We start from the raw sequence: 15699 nt of genomic DNA, 5'->3' as shown, positions 1-15699 counted from the left end.
TCTCGTTCTCCTCAAGTTGCAGCAATTTGCTGCAAGTCTATCGAGAACCCGACCCATCCATCAGGCCAGCCCGATTAAGCGCGCACGACAGCACTCCCGACCACATGGCCAAGCATCGTCTCAGCGACTTCATGGCTCGCATCCGTCGCCTCGGCCAACCAGACTCGAAGACTGGACCGGAACCAGTGGGGTCGAGCCTTCATTCCGCGCCGTTCCATCAGCCGCGACATGGTGGCGTCGGAAATCACGCCCTTGCGAACGCTAGGGAAGAGATACCCGTCACGCGCATGTTGGCGCGCTTTATTGATAACACGCAGCGCCTCGGTGGAGATCGGGACACGGAAATCCGCGGTCGCGTCCTTTCGCCCCTTCATTTGGTCCGCGGGGATCACCCTGACATCCCCCTCTATCTGCTCTTCCCGCATAAATCTCAGAGGCTTGGAGCGCACACCCGTTAGGATCAACAGCCGTAGCGCAAGATGCGTCACAGATCCCTCGTCAAGGCTCTGATAGAAGGTTGGCACCCCTTGCCAGGGAAGCGCAGGTATGTTGGTGGATGTTGTCTTGGATTTTCCAAGTAGTGCCCGTGCTTTCTTTGGCGCCTGCAGGTCCACATCGATGCCCAGCGCCGCCGCGTGTTCCAGGCAGATGGAGGTGCGGGTCAGGGCCTTGCGAGCGGTTTCTGCTTTCGTGTGCCAGATCGGCGCAAAGCAGTCGCGCAGGTCGATTTGGGTGATCTCCGCGACGGGCATATGGCCCAGTTTCGGTAACACATGCAGTTCGAGCGGACTAAACCAGCGGCCGGCCTTTCCGCCATCTCTTAGCTCTGCCTTGCGCGTTTCAAAAGCATCATGAGCAATATCTCGAAACAGGTGCAGATTGCGCTGGGCAACCCGGCGCCGCTTTTGACGCTCCCGGATCGGATCGCGCCCATCCCGCAGTTCACGGCGCGCTTCATCCGCCTTTTCACGCGCCTCGGCCAAACTTACATCAGGCCAGCGCCCGAGCCCCATTTCTCGTCGTTTGCCATGAACCGTGATGCGCAGCACCCATTTGCCGTTTTTGGGTTCCGGTTTAACCAGCCAGAGCCCAGCGCCATCACAGTATTTCCCCGCCTCGAGAGCCATAATGCCGCGTGCAGTCAATTTGTTTCTGGCCGTGGTTCCCTCGGTTTCAGTCCACCTTTTGGTCCACCTCAAGGTATAGTATTCAGTGCAACGTGTCGAGACTGTATGAGATGGCAAAGTTTATGAAATTACAGGTAAAAGCGGCCAATCGCGCACAGGCTGACATCAGCTAGAATAGCTAGATATAGCTTTTTAAGGCCCTTCACCCGCACCATCCTTCAGATGTGTTCGACTGGAAGCTTACGCACGGTTCGGAAGCTGCGGCGCGGGTGGTGCGCAAGCAGGCCTTGCCTTTGACGCGGGCGCGCTACCTGTCGCCTAGGTGCTGATCACCAGTTTGAGGATCAAGGAGAGCAGCCGTGACCCGTCTTCCTTTCTGTGCTGCGGCGGCGGCAGGGCTGTGCGTTCTGGCGCAGCCTGCGGCAGCCGAACTGAAATACACCAACACCACCGGCGGTTCCGTTGAAATCTACGGCCAGCTGAATCCCGCAATCATCTCCGTCGATGACGGACAGCAGACCGAGACAAACCTGCTGGACAATGACCTGTCCCGGTCCCGGGTGGGGCTGCGGCTGATCCAGCCCCTGGGCGGCACGGCCTTCGGCTTCCGGTTTGAGACCGGGCTGGGCTTTCCCAATTCGACCGAAGTCAATCAGTTCGGGTCCGACTACAGCGGCTGGACCCGCGCCGACCTGCGCCATGTTGACTTCTGGCTGGAGGGAGGCTGGGGCAAATTCTCAGCCGGGCAGGGCAGCATGTTGGCGGACGGCGCGGCGGAGACGGATCTGTCTTATGTCGGCACCGCGCTCTACTCCTTCAAGGTCGACTCCAATGCCGGGTTCCTGATCCGCGACACCGCGGGGGCGCTCAGCGGGCCGGTCCTGGCGGATGCGTTTGACAATCTCGACGGGTCCAGACGCGGCCGCATCCGTTACGACACGCCGGATTTCAATGGCTTTTCCGCAGGCCTGGCCTGGGGGCAGAACGTCCTCTCTTCATCCGATGAAGCCGACTACTATGATATCGGCGTGTTCTACGGGCAGGAGTTCGGTCCCACCAATTTCGCCGCATCCCTGGCTTATCAGGTGCGCGAAGACGATGGCGATGAGCGGTCCGACGTGATCGGCTCTGCCTCGGTGCTGCTGGACAACGGGATCAGCTTCACCGTTGCGGGCGGCACCCGCGACAATGACGCGGCAGGCGCGAGTGACCCCAGCTATTACTACGCCAAGATCGGCTATGAAAACGAATGGCTGCCCTGGGGCAAGACCGGTCTTGGGGTGCATTACTATGAAGGCGAGGACTTCAATGTGAACGGCTCCAGCTCCAAGGGCTGGGGTATCGGTGCGGTTCAGAAGGTTAAGAATTTCAATACCGACATATACCTGACTTACCAGGAGTATGATTATGAGGATGCCGCGGCGTCTTACCAGGATGTCTCGACCTGGGTATTGGGCGCGCGCTGGAAGTTCTGACCTGCAGAGCAAGCTTCGAAACGGAAAAAACGCTCCGGGAACCCGGGGCGTTTTGCAATGGGGGCTGCCCTGAACCCCTGCGGCGGCGGGACCGGCTGGCTCCCGGCTCAGAGTTGCGCAGAAAGCATAGCTGCTTTGCGCCAGGCGGGGCGTCAACGTAACCGTCTTCACATCTCCCGGTTCATGCCAGCGCTACGGTGCAGGTGATTTTTTGCCACGAGCAGATTTTCACACATGCCGCAGCGGTCATCTGACCCGGAATTCATGCCACGCGCGCAGAGGCTCCCTCGGCTGCTGCGCTGGCCTGTGCCGGACAGCGGCCGTAAGCGGCGGAACAGGAGACAGAATATGAAAATCAAGATTGCAGCCCGCGCCGGCGCAGCCTCCCTCGCAGCCGCACTTGCTGCACCGGCATTTGCAGGCCCCACCTATACCAACGACACCGGCGGCAGCTTCCGCTGGTACGGCCAGTTCAACCCCGTCTATCAGTCCTTTGACGATGGCGGGCAGGACTTCAACCGGCTGACCGACAACGCGGCCTCCAACTCGCGCATCGGCTTCTGGCTGGAGCAGGCCTATGGCGAAAACACCCTGCGGTTCAACTTTGAAACCGCCTTCGGCTTCCGCTCGTCGGACGGGGTCAGCCAGCTTTCGACCGGCGACAACATCAGCTGGGACCGCACCAATATCCGCCACGTCGACTTCCAGTTCGACAACGCGCGCTATGGCCGGTTCTCGGCCGGTCAGGGTTCGATGGCAACCGACGGCATCACCGGCGCGGATTTCTCCGGCACCGGCCTCGGCGCCTCGAACGCGGTGGCTGACTCCGCAGGCGGCTATGCCTTCCGCACCGGCGCCGGCGCACTCAGCTCCGTGGACATCGGCGATGTCTTCAATGACTTCGACGGCAGCCGCCTGGGCCGCGTCCGCTATGACTCGCCGGAGCTGGCGGGGTTCACCTTCTCGACCTCCTGGGGCACCGATGTCCTGAAGGACGCCAACGACCGCGAAAGCTATGACGTGGCGGTGCGGTGGGCCAACGACGATGCCGCAGGCTTTGCCATCGACACCGGCATCGGCGCCTCCTGGACCGAGGAAACCGGCAAGGCCGACACCCGCGACATCTCCGGCTCCTTTGCGGTTCTGCACAAGGCCACCGGCCTGTCGCTGAACCTCGCCGCGGGCGAGCGCGACATCGCGGGCACCTATGCCTATGCCAAGCTGGGCTATTCGGCGGACCTGATTGCGGCCGGGGCGACCTCCTTCTCGGTTGACTATTATGACGGCTCCGACATGGTCACTGTTGGCGACAGCGCCGAGTCCTGGGGCGTGGCCGCGGTTCAGAAGATCGACGCCTATAATGTCGAAACCTACCTGGCCTACCGCGACTATTCCTATGCCGACACCGGCCCCGCGACCTACCAGGACGCAAACGTCATCCTGGCCGGCGCCCGCTGGAAGTTCTGAACCGCACCTTCCCGGTTTCTGAACGGCAGACACGCCCCCTTTGCGGGGCGTGTTTTTCGTTACGGCACCCCGGAAATGCGCGGGATTGATCAGGAAAGGGGCAATCCCCCTTGCGCCGCCGCGCCGGGGGAAATAGAAGACCGCAAATTGTCTGGGGGCACCTCGCACAGGGGCCCCGAATCTCTATGGGGAATAGGATGCAGGTCACCGAGACGCTGAACGAAGGTCTGAAACGCGGCTACGCCATCACCGTCACCGCCGCCGAGCTGGACGAGAAGGTCAACGAAAAGCTGGTCGAAGCTCAGCCGGAAATCGAAATGAAGGGTTTCCGCAAGGGCAAGGTGCCGATGGCGCTGCTGAAAAAGCAGTTCGGCCAGCGCCTGATGGGCGAAGCGATGCAGGAATCCATCGACGGCGCCATGAACAAGCATTTCGAGGATAGCGGCGACCGTCCGGCGCTGCAGCCCGAAGTCAAGATGACCAACGAAGACTGGAAAGAAGGCGACGACGTCAACGTCGAGATGTCCTACGAGGCACTGCCGGAAATCCCCGAGGTCGACTTCTCCGGCGTTGAGCTGGAAAAGCTGGTTGTGAAGGCTGAAGACGAAGCCGTCAGCGAAGCGCTGGCCAACCTGGCCGAAACCGCCAAGGAATTCGAAGCCCGCGAAGAGGGCGCAGCAGCCGAAGACGGCGACCAGGTCGTGATCGATTTCGTCGGCAAGATCGACGGCGAAGCCTTCGACGGCGGCGCAGGCGACGACTACCCGCTGGTGCTGGGCTCCAACTCCTTCATCCCCGGCTTCGAAGAGCAGCTGGTCGGCACCAAAGCCGGTGAAGAAAAAGAGGTGACCGTGTCCTTCCCCGAGGAATACGGCGCAGAGCACCTGGCTGGCAAAGAGGCCGTGTTCACCTGCACCGTGAAAGAGGTGAAGGCTCCGAAAGCGGCTGAGATCGACGACGAGCTGGCCAAGAAATTCGGCTCTGACGACCTGGACGCGCTCAAGGGCCAGATCGCTGAGCGCCTGGAGGCCGAATACGCCGGTGCCGCCCGCGCGGTGCTGAAGCGCGCGCTGCTGGACAAGCTGGATGCGCTGGTCTCCTTCGACCTGCCGCCGTCGCTGGTCGACGCCGAAGCCAAGCAGATCGCGCATCAGCTGTGGCACGAGGACAACCCGGAAGTGCACGATCACAACCACGGTGAGATCGAGCCGACCGAAGAGCACGTCAAGCTGGCAGAGCGCCGCGTGCGTCTGGGCCTGCTGCTGGCCGAGCTGGGCCAGAAAGCCGAGGTCGAAGTGACCGACGCCGAAATGACCCAGGCGATCATGAGCCAGGCCCGCCAGTACCCGGGGCAGGAGCGTCAGTTCTTCGAATTCATCCAGCAGAACGCCCAGATGCAGCAGCAGCTGCGCGCGCCGATCTTCGAAGACAAGGTTGTCGACCACATCGTCGGCCAGGCCAAAGTCGAGGAGAAAGAAGTCTCCAAAGACGAGCTGGAAAAGGCGGTTGAGGCGCTGGAAGAGGAGTAATCCTCCCCTTCCTGCAAGATCACTTAAAGGCCGCCCCCGGGGCGGCCTTTTTCATGCGCGGCCCGGTCACAGAACCGCCCGCTCCTGCAGCCACAGCAGCGACGGGTAGGCCGCCAGCCAGATCCAGAAAAACCGGTTCAGCCCGAACAGGCAGGCATTGGCAAGGTGGAACAGCGCCGCGGTGAACAGCGCCAGCACCAGCGCCTCGCGGCTGAACAGCGCCAGCGGAAACAGCACCTCAAACAGCATCACCGCCCAACCCATCGCCCACAGCAGCCGCGGACGGTCCGCCAGGCGGCGCAATCCTTCGCTGACCGGATAGGCCGAGAAGCGGAACACATCCTGCAGCGCCCGCCCGGACCGCCATTCGGGGTTCACGATCTTCACCTGGCCGGAGATGAAGTAGCAGATCACCAGCTGCCCGGCGAGATAGGCAAAGGCGTATTCCTGCCATTGCTCCGACGGCAGCCAGCGGGCCGCAGTCAGGCAGCAGAGGATCAAGAGGCTCATCTTGTCGCTGCCGCCATTGTAGGGGCCTTGAAACCGCTGCAGCAGCAAAAGCCCCACGATCACCAGTCCCAGCAGGACCCAGGGCGTGGCGATCCCGAACAGCAGCAAACCGGCCAGCAGCAGGCGGGGGCCGTGCAGGATCTGCTCATCCCGGAAACCCGCCATATGCTCGGCGCTTTGCTGCAGAAAGGCGAGCGCCAGCAGCACCTCGGTTGCGCGCAGGGCCAGCTCCAGGCTCATGCGGCGGCCCGTTCGGCCCGTGCCGCTTGAGCGGAGAGGGCGGCCATCAGATGCGGCTCGGACTGATAGGTGACGGCCTTGATCAGCTGGCCGTCCTCCCCCCGGTCCAGAAAAACCAGGCGGAACTGCAGGTACGGCTGCAGCGCGCCGGGAGGCTGCCCGCGCCGCAGATCGGCCGCGATCCGGCGCAGGATTTCCTGGCGGCTGTGTTCGGTCGGCGCCAGCGTCAGCCGCTCGGCGCAGCTGACCAGAAACAGGCTTTCGTTCCAGCGCGCATTCCACAGCATCCGCCCGGCCACAGCAAGCGGGCTCAGCCGCTCGGGCCGCGGCCGGAATTCCTGCCAGGGCGCGGGCGGTCCGGACGCGCTGGAAAGCAGGCGCCATTCCACCCGCGGCGACGGATCCACCGATTTGAAGAAGCGCCAGGACGGCATCAGCGCCGGCAGCAGCAGTTTGAACAGGGTCAGCATCGCGCCAGTAAAGCGGGCGCCGGTTAGAATTTTGCTAAAGCCCCGCCAGATGCTCAGCGCGGCGCTCCCGCCCGTCCTTGGCGCTTTCCTGCGGAAAGCCCGGCGTCCCGTTGGGCCGGGCAGCGCCCCCTTGGGGCGCTGCGGATGCGGATCCGGCGGGTGTCAGCCTCCAGGCCGCAGGCCGGTTTCCACCAGCATGCCACGGCGCTTGGCCTCGTAATAATAACCGCGCGAGTAATGCTTTACCGCCATGTCCTGGCTGCCGTCAGCCAGAAGCCAGGCGCCGCGCAGGTACTTTACGGAAAATTGCAGGTTGGTGTCGGCATCCAGCAGTTCCTGAGGCTCGCCTTTGAAGCCCATCGACCGCGCTGTCGCGGGAAGGATCTGCAGCAGCCCGTAGTAGGGGCGGTTCACCGCCTTGGGCCTGTGGGTGCTTTCGCGGACCGCCAGCCTGTGCACAAGGCTGCGCGGCACCTCGTAGTGATCTGCCCAATAGTTGATCTTCTGGCGCAGATCCGGGGTTTCATTGGGGTAGAGCGGCGGGGCGGCTCTGGACACCTCCGGCGGGGAGGCGGGGCTGGCGCAGGCAGACAGCACTGCAGCCGCAAAAAACAAGATCAAAGGGGTCCGGCGCGTCATGCGGCCTCCGAAAGCGGTTTCTCACGCCGGGCAGATTACCCGCCTCGGCGGGCGCTGCAATCCTGCCCGTGCCACCGGGGCCGCCTGCGGCGGGGAACCGCCAAACCGACAGGGGGTTTCCGCCTGAGCGGGGCTGTTCTGAGAGGGGCAGGCGGGTTCTTCAAAGTTTAAGCACTAGACATTTGTTAAATATGCCCGCCCACTACATATTGGGGATGCGCATTGAGGCAACACGACCCTCAGGCAGATCGCCCCTCACGCCTGTGGGGCATCTGACCAAATCGGGCAGACGGGGCCGCGGCTGTTTCCCAATTTTCCGCGGTCCCAACAACCCCTTGGCCGGGCGCCGGCCAGACTGTCTTGCAAAGCCGGACTTCGGGGCGCGTCCGGGGCGCAGAAATGCGCGCGGGCGACCGTGCCGGTGCCTCCGCCAGCGGGGCTTTCGGCGGGGTCTGGCCAGGCATGAACCTGACGTTGCACAGCCTGTCCCGCGGGCGCTGCCCGCCGTTTCAGGCCGCCATATCAGCCAGCCGTGTCAGCCAGCCGTGCGGCCTGGCTTGTCCGGCGTCCCGAACAGGCTGCGGTCCGGCGCAATCAGGCCATTGGGCACGATATCGGCAATCGCTTCGGTTCTGAAGTCCGGCCGGTCGAACCGGTGGCCGCGCAACAGCCGGAACAGCAGCCGCCGGCGCAGCGCCAGCTCCTCACGCTCCAGGTCGTTATCCAAGGCAAACCCCTCCCTTCTGCTCCCGCTGCCATGCTGGCAAGGAACGGCAAACGGAAGGTTTATGGCGGACGCGCATGTTCTTAAAACTTAGGCCGGCTTTTAGCGTTGGCCGCCGCAAACTGAAAAAGGCCGCCCAAAAGGCGGCCTTTCCCATGTCTCAGCTGACCCGAAGGGATCAGTTGGTTTCTTCGTCGCCAGCGGCTTCGATTGCCGGGCCTTCGTCGTCGTCGGAGGCTGCGGAGCCGATATCGTCGAACAGCTCGGAGATCTCGAATTCAGCAGCGGCTTCCTCTTCGGCGGCCAGCTCCTGGATCGATTTGCCCGATGCCTGCAGTTCGGCTTCTTCTGCCGAACGCGCAACGTTCAGTTTGATGGTGGCTTCGACTTCCGGGTGCAGCTTGACGGAGACCGAGTGCAGGCCGAGGTCCTTGATCGGAGCGATCAGGGCGACCTGTTTCTTGTCGACCGAGAAACCGGCTTCGGTTGCCGCTTCAGCCGCGTCGCGCGGGGTGACGGAGCCGTACAGCGCGCCCGCGTCCGATGCGGAGCGAATCACGATGAACTGCTGGCCGTCCAGCTTCGCAGCCAGAGCCTCGGCTTCTTTCTTGGTCTCCAGGTTGCGCGCTTCCAGCTGCGCTTTCTGGGCTTCGAAAGAAGCGATGTTGGCCTCGGAGGCGGTTTTTGCCTTGCCCTGCGGCAGCAGGAAGTTCCGGGCGAAGCCGGGCTTCACGTCAACGACGTCGCCCATCTGGCCCAGTTTTGCAACGCGCTCAAGAAGGATAACTTGCATCTGCTTATCTCCTTACTTCACGGCGTAGGGCAGCAGGGCGAGGAAGCGGGCGCGCTTGATAGCACGGGCCAGCTCACGCTGCTTCTTGGCCGAAACGGCGGTGATGCGCGAAGGAACGATCTTGCCGCGCTCAGAGATGTAGCGCTGCAGCAGACGGGTGTCCTTGTAGTCGATCTTCGGCGCGTTGTCGCCCGAGAACGGGCAAACCTTGCGGCGGCGGAAAAACGGTTTGGCTGCCATGATTTAGCGTCCTTTTCTCAAGCGTTGATCAGCGGCGCTCACGGCGTTCGCCGCGTTCGTCGCGCTTCTGCATCTGGACCGAAGGGCCCTCGGCGTGCTCGTCGACCTTGATGGTCAGGACGCGCATCACGTCATCATGCAGACGCATCAGGCGCTCCATTTCCTGCACGGCAGACGCGGGCGCGTCGGTGCGCAGGAAGGCATAGTGGCCCTTGCGGTTCTTGTTGATCTTGTAGGCCATGGTCTTGACGCCCCAGTACTCCTGGTCGACCAGCTTGCCGCCGTTGTCGGACAGAACAGCACCGAAGTGTTCGATGAGGCCTTCTGCTTGCGAGTTGGACAGGTCCTGACGCGCAATCATGACATGCTCATAGAGTGGCATGCGAACTCCTGTTTGTGTCTAGGCGCATTTCATAGACCGGGCATCACATGCTTCCACTGCCTGGTCACGAGAGGCTGCGCGGATCGAAAGTGTCGCGGAAGCAGGGCCTCCTATACAGGCTGAGGCGCAAAGAGCAAGGCAAAACCGGCGCGGCCCGGGGGCCGCAGCGGGCCGCCGCTGCAAAACCGCAGGCACGCCCCATTGCTGCCCCAATGCCGGGCCTGAATGTTTAACGAAGTCTTAACGCAAACGGCGCGCCTGAACGCAAGAGCGGTTCCGCGCGGGCAGGGCAGCTTTAGAAAGGGCAGTCAGATGGCAGTGACAGATCAATCCCCGCCGATGGCCTCCGGCGCCGCGGCGCTTGGTGCTGCGGCCAGGGCGATGCCGCTCAGCCTGTGGCTGGAGGCAAACTGGAAACTGCGGCTGATCCTGCTGCGGCTGCTGGGGGCGGCGATGATCCTTGGCTCCACCGGGCTGTGGCTGGTGCCCGGGGCCGGCGCCGGCCCGGAGATGAACCTGATCCGGATGGGGGTGTCGGTGGCCTTCCTGCTGGCCGGGCTGGTGCTGATGACCGCGCAGGGGCCCGGCCGCCGGTCCGAGGCCTGTTTCGATCCGGTCCGCCGCGAGCTGCGCCTGCTGCAGCGGGACGGGCAGGGCCGCCCGGCCACGGTGCTGCGCCGCAGCTACGAAAGCCTCGGCGCGGTCCGGCTGACCGCCGCATCGGTGCAGATGTATGAAACAGACGGCAGCCTGCTGATCGAGCTGCCGCTCCAGTCTGCCGCGATGCGCAGCCAGCTGCGCGACCAGTTCAGCGGCGCGGTGCGGATCCTGACCTGAGCGCCCATCACTTTTGCGCGAGACAGGCCCGGCTGCACAACAGCCGGGTTTTGTGTTCGCCCGCTCACAGATACTGTTGGTTTTTGCCGGCTTCCTTTTCGGGAGCCATTCGCCGCATCTGTTGCATAAGATTAATTCAGACGGAGCCTTTCCCATGAAGAAGACCCTGCTTGCCGCCGCCCTGGCCGCTGCCGCTGCAACCGGCGCTGCCGCCGCCCCCGAGAAATACGTCCTGGATCCCGGCCACAGCCAGATCCTGTTCGACTACAACCACCTTGGCTATTCGACCACCTACGGGCTGTTCGCCGGTTTTGAGGGCGAGATCATGTTCGACCAGGAAGACCCGGCCAACTCCTCCGTCTCCGTTTCCATGCCGCTCAGCAGCATGTTCACCGGCTGGCAGGCGCGCTTTGATCACTTCATGACCAAGGATTTCTTCGACGCCACCGAAGATGAAACCATCAGCTTCACCTCCACCGGCATCGAAGTGACCGGCGAGGAGGCCGCCAAGATCACCGGCGATCTGACCCTGAACGGCGTGACCAAATCTGTGGTGCTGGATGCCAAGCTGAACCAGAAAGGCGAGCATCCGATGGCCAAGAAGCCCTGGGCCGGCTTTGATGCCACCACCCAGGTCCTGCGCTCCGACTACAACCTCGGCCAGTTCGCCCCCTTCGTGAGCGACGAGGTCAACATCAAGATCTCGGTCGAGGCGATGAAGGCCGACAGCTGACCCGGCAAAGGTCTCCGCGAAATTGCAGCCGCCGGCTCCCTTGGGGCCGGCGGTTTTCCTTTGGCCGCCTGCTCCCGCCTCCCCAAACCGTGACCTAAGTTCACTGGCCTTTCCGCCTCCGAAGGCGCACACTTATGCTGGCCCCTCCGGCCACTTCGGAAAGGAGGCACCCATGTCCCGCTTAGGCTTTCTCGCTTCAGCCGGTGCGGCATTGGCCCTCGCAGCCAGCCTGGCATTTACCGCGCCCGCCGCCGCCCATGATTCAGGCCGCGACGCGGCCCGCGCCCTTGCCGGGCTGATTGCTCTCGGCGTCATTGTCCACAGCCTGGATAAAGACCGGGACCGCCACCGCGGCCGCGCCTATTACCATCAGCCGAAAAAACATTACGGCTACTACGGCCCACGGCGCCACTACGCCGGACGCGACCGGCACCATTACCGCCGCCACGGCGGCCACCGGCACCACAGCCGCCATGGCGGCTACTACTGGCACAGGCACTGAAGCCGCGGCCAGGCGCCAGGACGAGCGCCGCCGCACAAGGCATGATCCTGCAGGCACAAAAAGCCCCGGCACGTTTGCCGGGGCTTTCACGGGTTCGAAGGGCTGGCGGAAGCCGCCCCCCCGACGCCGGTTATTCCGCCCGCTTGGCTTCCAGCTCCACCGCCACATCGACGGCAAACCCCAGCGAGCTTTCGTCCGGCAGGCTCTTGCCGATGCCGAAATCCAGCCGGTTCAGGGTCAGCCCGCCGGTCATCTTCGCGCTGTCCCCCTCCAGCGCCAGATCGAAGGGCAGGGTGACCGGCACCGTCTGATCCTTGATCGTCAGTGTGCCAACCGCCTGATAGCCCTCCGCCAGCTTCTCGATCTCCGCCTGGAACAGGGCCGCGGGGAACGCGGCGCTGTCGAAATAATCCGCCCCCATGGCCTGCTGTGTCACCGTGCCCAGCTGCAGCGACGGGATGGCGACAGTCACCTCCACATCCCCGGCCGGACCCGGCGCCGCCGGCTCCTCGAAGTTGATCACGGCGGACCATTCGCCAAAGCTGCCGGCGACCGCGCCGCCCATCTGGGTCACGGTAATCCCCAGGGTGCCCGATTGCACAATCCAGCCGCTTGCCGCCCCGGCGCCCGGGTCCGCGGCCACAACGGGGGCGGCGGTGCCGCTTTCACCCGCCTGCTTGCCGCCCAAAAGGCCCAGCGCCGCGCCGCCGCCCAGCACGCCGCCCCAGACCAGCAGCGCCGCCAGCAGCGGCAGCAGGCTGTGGCTCTGGGCGGGCGGCTGCGGCAGGCTGGCTTGGCCCGGCAGCATCCGCCGCAGGGTGGCGTCGCGGTCGATCACATGATGCTTCAGCGCGCCGGCAATATGCAGGCCCAGCGCGCCCGCCAGGGTCCAGACCAGCACCCAGTGCACACCGCCAAAGACCCCCGCCACCGCCTCGGACTTCGGCACAAACGGCAGGCTCTGCCCGAACGGCCACCAGATCGGCGCAAAGCCGGTGGTGGCGGCATGGTGGATCCAGCCGCTCAGCGGCACCGCCACCAGCGAGCCGTAGAGCAGCCAATGCACCATCTCCGCCGCCAGCGCCTCCGCCTTGCGGTCCGGGTGCAGCAGGCCGGGTTTCGGCTGGCTCAGCGCCCAGAGGATGCGCAGAAGCGCGGTAAAGAACACCGCAACCCCGATGGTCTTGTGCAGCGAGAACAAGAGGGTGGCGCGCTCGATCACCGCCTGGCTGCCGTCAAACCCCGGGCTTTGTATCTGATGCGCCAGCTCATTGGCGAAATACCCCAGCGGAAAGGCGGAGAAGATCAGCAGCGCGGTCAGCCAGTGAAAGGTCTTGGCAACGCTGCCATAGCTCTGAAACGTGTTTTGGCCGGGCATGGCGTTTCGGGTCCTTTTCAAGTCGCGGTCTGCCCTCAAGGTAGCAACACCGCCGCCCCGCGCAATATCCGCGCCCCCATCACCGGCGCACAGGAGCGGTGCGCAGACTGCAGCTTTGCTTGTGCGTTGCGTCAAGGGCCGTTACATCAGGCCAAACGCTAAAACAGACGAGGTCTTCAATGACGATCGCATTCGTGTTCCCCGGCCAGGGCGCCCAGACCATCGGTATGGGCAAGGCGCTTGCCGATGCCTATCCGGCAGCCAAGGCCATCTTTGACGAGGTCGATGAGGCGCTGGGGGAAAGCCTGAGCCAGCTGATCTGGGCGGGCGATATCGAAACCCTGACCCTGACCCAAAACGCTCAGCCGGCGCTGATGGCCACCTCGATGGCCGCCATGCGGGCGCTGGAGGCCGAAGGCGTCACCATTGACAAAGCCGCCTTTGTGGCCGGCCATTCCCTGGGCGAATACTCGGCGCTGGCGGCCGCCGGCGCGGTCTCGGTGACCGACACCGCCCGCCTGCTGCGCACCCGCGGCCAGGCCATGCAAAGCGCCGTGCCGGTGGGCGAGGGCGCGATGGCCGCGATCCTGGGTCTGGACCTGGAGGCCGTGCGCGCAGTGGCTGAGGAAGCCGCCCAGGGCGAGGTCTGCCAGGCCGCCAACGACAACGACCCCACCCAGGTGGTGGTCTCCGGCGCCAAAGCCGCGGTCGAGCGTGCGGCGGAAATCGCCAAGGAGAAGGGCGCCAAGCGCGCGGTGATGCTGCCGGTGTCCGCCCCCTTCCACTGCGCCCTGATGCAGCCTGCTGCGGATGCCATGGCCGAGGCGCTGGCGGGTGTCGAAATCAAATCCCCCGCGGTGCCGCTGATTGCCAACGTGCGCGCCGACGCCGTCACCAGCCCGGACGAAATCCGTGCATTGCTGGTGGAGCAGGTGACCGGCTCCGTGCGCTGGCGTGAAAGCGTGCAGGCGATGGCCGCCAAGGGCGTCACTGAATTCTGGGAGATCGGCGCGGGCAAGGCGCTGTCGGGCATGATCCGCAAGATCGACCGCAATCTGGCCTGCCGCCAGGTCGGCACCCCCGAGGACGCCAAGGCCGCCGCTGAAGCATAAAGAGATTTTCCGGCGCCAGCCCCGCGCGGCCCGGATCCGAAAGTGAAGGAAACCACATGTTTGATCTGACTGGCAAGAATGCCCTCGTCACCGGCGCCTCCGGCGGCATCGGCGGCGACATCGCCCGCGCGCTGCACGCGGCAGGCGCCACTGTGGCGCTGTCGGGCACCCGCGAGGAGCCGCTCAAGGCACTGGCCGAAGAACTGGGCGAGCGCGTCCATGTGCTGCCCTGCAACCTCTCCGACGCCGAAGCGGTCGAGGCGCTGCCGAAGCAGGCGGCCGAGGCGATGGGCTCCGTCGACATCCTGGTCAACAACGCTGGCATCACCCGCGACAACCTGTTCATGCGGATGAAGGACGAGGAATGGGACTCCGTCCTGAACGTGAACCTCACCTCCACCATGCGGCTGTGCCGAGGCGTGCTGCGCGGCATGATGAAGGCGCGCTGGGGCCGTATCATCAACATCTCCTCGGTGGTGGGCGCCACCGGCAACCCGGGCCAGGGCAACTATGCCGCCTCCAAGGCCGGCATGGTCGGCATGTCCAAGTCGCTGGCTTATGAGGTCGCCAACCGCGGCATCACCGTCAACGCGGTGGCGCCGGGCTTCATCGCCACCGCGATGACCGACAAGCTCAACGACAGCCAGAAGGATGCGATTCTGAGCCAGATCCCGGCCGGGCGCATGGGGGAATCGAAGGAAATCGCCTCCGCGGTTCTGTATCTGGCCAGCCAGGAAGCCGGCTATGTCACCGGCACAACGCTGCATGTGAATGGCGGCATGGCGATGATCTGAGCGGGCGCAGTGCCGGGCCCTGCAGCCGGACTGCAGGGCTTTTTCCCGCCTGTTTTGCACCGCGTCCGGCCGCAGCGGCCCGGCACCCCGGCCCGCCGCCGCCGTCAAGCGGTTGAAAAGAGGCGGAATTGCAAAAAACTCCGCAAACCGGCTTGCAACCACTTGATTGCGGGGCCATCTGCACGGCTTGATACCCGCAGGGTGCGGGCCGCAGCACAGTTTGTTACCAAGCGAAACCGTTTGCCTTGGCCGCGGTCTATGCTATAGGCGGCCCATATCCGCAGGTATTTCCTAAGGGAAACGCCGCACTGTCCCCGTCCCGCGGGGATCACACCGCCCGCTCCGGGCAATAACCACGCCGCCCGCACGGGCAAGGGCAGAACCGGGCAGAGTGCCCTGAAATACGAGGAAGAGACATGAGCGACGTCGCAGATCGCGTTAAAAAGATCGTTGTTGAGCACCTGGGTGTTGAAGAGGACAAGGTCACCGAAAACGCCTCCTTCATCGACGATCTGGGCGCAGACAGCCTGGACACCGTGGAACTGGTGATGGCGTTTGAAGAAGAGTTCGGCATCGAGATCCCGGACGACGCAGCCGAAACCATCCAAACCTTCGGCGACGCGGTCAAGTTCATCTCCGAAGCGTCCTGATAGACGCGTCCGGATGACCGGATTAAAAACGGCGCTCTCCCCTGCGGAGGGCGCCGTTTTCTTTTGCCCGCCTGGGACCGCGGCGGCGGCGGCCGAA

Annotated in this window: 18 protein-coding genes; 9 read left to right on the top strand and 9 right to left on the bottom strand. The window is 64.1% G+C overall.

The window, feature by feature from the left end; all coding sequences use genetic code 11:
- Positions 1-74 precede the first annotated feature (74 nt).
- Complete coding sequence (locus PHA8399_RS15780; protein WP_280137383.1) at positions 75-1145, bottom strand: tyrosine-type recombinase/integrase; 1071 nt, start codon at positions 1143-1145, stop codon at positions 75-77.
- A gap of 341 nt (positions 1146-1486) precedes the next feature.
- On the opposite strand from PHA8399_RS15780, the gene PHA8399_RS15775 reads away from it, so the two are divergent.
- The 3 genes from PHA8399_RS15775 to tig all read left to right on the top strand — a co-directional run bounded on the left by PHA8399_RS15775 (position 1487) and on the right by tig (position 5598).
- On the top strand, positions 1487-2602 hold the full coding sequence (locus tag PHA8399_RS15775) for a porin (protein ID WP_058287059.1): 1116 nt from the start codon (positions 1487-1489) through the stop codon (positions 2600-2602).
- Between the two features lie 348 nt (positions 2603-2950).
- On the top strand, positions 2951-4069 hold the full coding sequence (locus tag PHA8399_RS15770) for a porin (protein WP_058287058.1): 1119 nt from the start codon (positions 2951-2953) through the stop codon (positions 4067-4069).
- 197 nt (positions 4070-4266) lie between these two features.
- A complete protein-coding gene (gene tig / locus PHA8399_RS15765) occupies positions 4267-5598 on the top strand; it encodes a trigger factor (RefSeq protein WP_058287057.1) in 1332 nt (443 codons plus the stop codon).
- Positions 5599-5664: 66 nt separating this feature from the next.
- On the opposite strand, the gene PHA8399_RS15760 is transcribed toward tig, so the two are convergent.
- The 7 genes from PHA8399_RS15760 to rpsF form a co-directional block, all read right to left on the bottom strand.
- Entirely contained in the window at positions 5665-6348 is a 684-nt protein-coding gene (locus PHA8399_RS15760; RefSeq protein WP_058287056.1) for an HTTM domain-containing protein, read from the bottom strand.
- The gene (locus PHA8399_RS15755) at positions 6345-6818 is read right to left on the bottom strand and encodes a hypothetical protein (protein ID WP_058287055.1); all 474 of its coding nucleotides are present in this window, start codon (positions 6816-6818) and stop codon (positions 6345-6347) included. Before PHA8399_RS15755 ends, PHA8399_RS15760 begins: the two co-directional genes overlap by 4 nt.
- A gap of 162 nt (positions 6819-6980) precedes the next feature.
- Positions 6981-7457, bottom strand: coding sequence for a lytic transglycosylase domain-containing protein (locus tag PHA8399_RS15750; RefSeq protein WP_058287054.1), 477 nt, complete (start codon positions 7455-7457; stop codon positions 6981-6983).
- A gap of 535 nt (positions 7458-7992) precedes the next feature.
- The gene (locus PHA8399_RS15745; protein WP_058287053.1) at positions 7993-8184 is read right to left on the bottom strand and encodes a hypothetical protein; all 192 of its coding nucleotides are present in this window, start codon (positions 8182-8184) and stop codon (positions 7993-7995) included.
- 175 nt (positions 8185-8359) lie between these two features.
- Complete coding sequence (rplI, locus tag PHA8399_RS15740; protein ID WP_058287052.1) at positions 8360-8974, bottom strand: 50S ribosomal protein L9; 615 nt, start codon at positions 8972-8974, stop codon at positions 8360-8362.
- A 12-nt stretch (positions 8975-8986) separates the two neighbouring features.
- Positions 8987-9214: a 30S ribosomal protein S18 gene (gene rpsR, locus PHA8399_RS15735; protein WP_005982441.1), complete on the bottom strand. Its 228-nt coding sequence runs from the start codon at positions 9212-9214 to the stop codon at positions 8987-8989.
- A 28-nt stretch (positions 9215-9242) separates the two neighbouring features.
- Positions 9243-9596: a 30S ribosomal protein S6 gene (gene rpsF, locus PHA8399_RS15730; protein ID WP_008554352.1), complete on the bottom strand. Its 354-nt coding sequence runs from the start codon at positions 9594-9596 to the stop codon at positions 9243-9245.
- 312 nt (positions 9597-9908) lie between these two features.
- Here rpsF and PHA8399_RS15725 point away from each other — a divergent pair, with 312 nt between their 5' ends.
- From PHA8399_RS15725 to PHA8399_RS15715, 3 genes are all read left to right on the top strand, one after another.
- Positions 9909-10433, top strand: coding sequence for a hypothetical protein (locus PHA8399_RS15725; protein ID WP_058287051.1), 525 nt, complete (start codon positions 9909-9911; stop codon positions 10431-10433).
- A 154-nt stretch (positions 10434-10587) separates the two neighbouring features.
- A complete protein-coding gene (locus tag PHA8399_RS15720) occupies positions 10588-11166 on the top strand; it encodes a YceI family protein (protein ID WP_058287050.1) in 579 nt (192 codons plus the stop codon).
- Positions 11167-11338: 172 nt separating this feature from the next.
- A complete protein-coding gene (locus PHA8399_RS15715) occupies positions 11339-11668 on the top strand; it encodes a hypothetical protein (protein WP_058287049.1) in 330 nt (109 codons plus the stop codon).
- 130 nt (positions 11669-11798) lie between these two features.
- Here the strand turns inward: PHA8399_RS15715 and PHA8399_RS15710 are convergent, their stop codons facing one another.
- Positions 11799-13046, bottom strand: coding sequence for a cytochrome b/b6 domain-containing protein (locus PHA8399_RS15710; RefSeq protein WP_058287048.1), 1248 nt, complete (start codon positions 13044-13046; stop codon positions 11799-11801).
- Between the two features lie 179 nt (positions 13047-13225).
- On the opposite strand from PHA8399_RS15710, the gene fabD reads away from it, so the two are divergent.
- From fabD to PHA8399_RS15695, 3 genes are all read left to right on the top strand, one after another.
- The gene (gene fabD / locus PHA8399_RS15705; protein WP_058287047.1) at positions 13226-14158 is read left to right on the top strand and encodes an ACP S-malonyltransferase; all 933 of its coding nucleotides are present in this window, start codon (positions 13226-13228) and stop codon (positions 14156-14158) included.
- Positions 14159-14214: 56 nt separating this feature from the next.
- Positions 14215-14952, top strand: coding sequence for a 3-oxoacyl-ACP reductase FabG (fabG, locus tag PHA8399_RS15700; protein ID WP_008555001.1), 738 nt, complete (start codon positions 14215-14217; stop codon positions 14950-14952).
- Between the two features lie 416 nt (positions 14953-15368).
- Positions 15369-15602, top strand: a complete 234-nt coding sequence (locus PHA8399_RS15695; RefSeq protein WP_005982462.1) for an acyl carrier protein — start codon at positions 15369-15371, stop codon at positions 15600-15602.
- The last annotated feature ends 97 nt before the right edge of the window (positions 15603-15699 follow it).

The organism is Leisingera aquaemixtae (assembly GCF_001458395.1).
Taxonomy (GTDB): Bacteria; Pseudomonadota; Alphaproteobacteria; order Rhodobacterales; family Rhodobacteraceae; genus Leisingera; species Leisingera aquaemixtae.
Note: the sequence above shows the minus strand (reverse complement) of the source record. Positions and strands in the feature narration are given on the sequence as shown.

What these genes read in the sequence shown, in the direction of transcription:
- PHA8399_RS15770 (WP_058287058.1), top strand. Translation starts at nt 2,951, where the DNA reads ATGAAAATCAAGATTGCAGCCCGCGCCGGCGCAGCCTCCCTCGCAGCC.
- tig (WP_058287057.1), top strand. Translation starts at nt 4,267, where the DNA reads ATGCAGGTCACCGAGACGCTGAACGAAGGTCTGAAACGCGGCTACGCC.
- PHA8399_RS15760 (WP_058287056.1), bottom strand. Translation starts at nt 6,348, where the DNA reads ATGAGCCTGGAGCTGGCCCTGCGCGCAACCGAGGTGCTGCTGGCGCTC.
- PHA8399_RS15755 (WP_058287055.1), bottom strand. Translation starts at nt 6,818, where the DNA reads ATGCTGACCCTGTTCAAACTGCTGCTGCCGGCGCTGATGCCGTCCTGG.
- PHA8399_RS15750 (WP_058287054.1), bottom strand. Translation starts at nt 7,457, where the DNA reads ATGACGCGCCGGACCCCTTTGATCTTGTTTTTTGCGGCTGCAGTGCTG.
- rplI (WP_058287052.1), bottom strand. Translation starts at nt 8,974, where the DNA reads ATGCAAGTTATCCTTCTTGAGCGCGTTGCAAAACTGGGCCAGATGGGC.
- rpsR (WP_005982441.1), bottom strand. Translation starts at nt 9,214, where the DNA reads ATGGCAGCCAAACCGTTTTTCCGCCGCCGCAAGGTTTGCCCGTTCTCG.
- rpsF (WP_008554352.1), bottom strand. Translation starts at nt 9,596, where the DNA reads ATGCCACTCTATGAGCATGTCATGATTGCGCGTCAGGACCTGTCCAAC.
- PHA8399_RS15725 (WP_058287051.1), top strand. Translation starts at nt 9,909, where the DNA reads ATGGCAGTGACAGATCAATCCCCGCCGATGGCCTCCGGCGCCGCGGCG.
- PHA8399_RS15720 (WP_058287050.1), top strand. Translation starts at nt 10,588, where the DNA reads ATGAAGAAGACCCTGCTTGCCGCCGCCCTGGCCGCTGCCGCTGCAACC.
- PHA8399_RS15715 (WP_058287049.1), top strand. Translation starts at nt 11,339, where the DNA reads ATGTCCCGCTTAGGCTTTCTCGCTTCAGCCGGTGCGGCATTGGCCCTC.
- PHA8399_RS15710 (WP_058287048.1), bottom strand. Translation starts at nt 13,046, where the DNA reads ATGCCCGGCCAAAACACGTTTCAGAGCTATGGCAGCGTTGCCAAGACC.
- fabD (WP_058287047.1), top strand. Translation starts at nt 13,226, where the DNA reads ATGACGATCGCATTCGTGTTCCCCGGCCAGGGCGCCCAGACCATCGGT.
- fabG (WP_008555001.1), top strand. Translation starts at nt 14,215, where the DNA reads ATGTTTGATCTGACTGGCAAGAATGCCCTCGTCACCGGCGCCTCCGGC.
- PHA8399_RS15695 (WP_005982462.1), top strand. Translation starts at nt 15,369, where the DNA reads ATGAGCGACGTCGCAGATCGCGTTAAAAAGATCGTTGTTGAGCACCTG.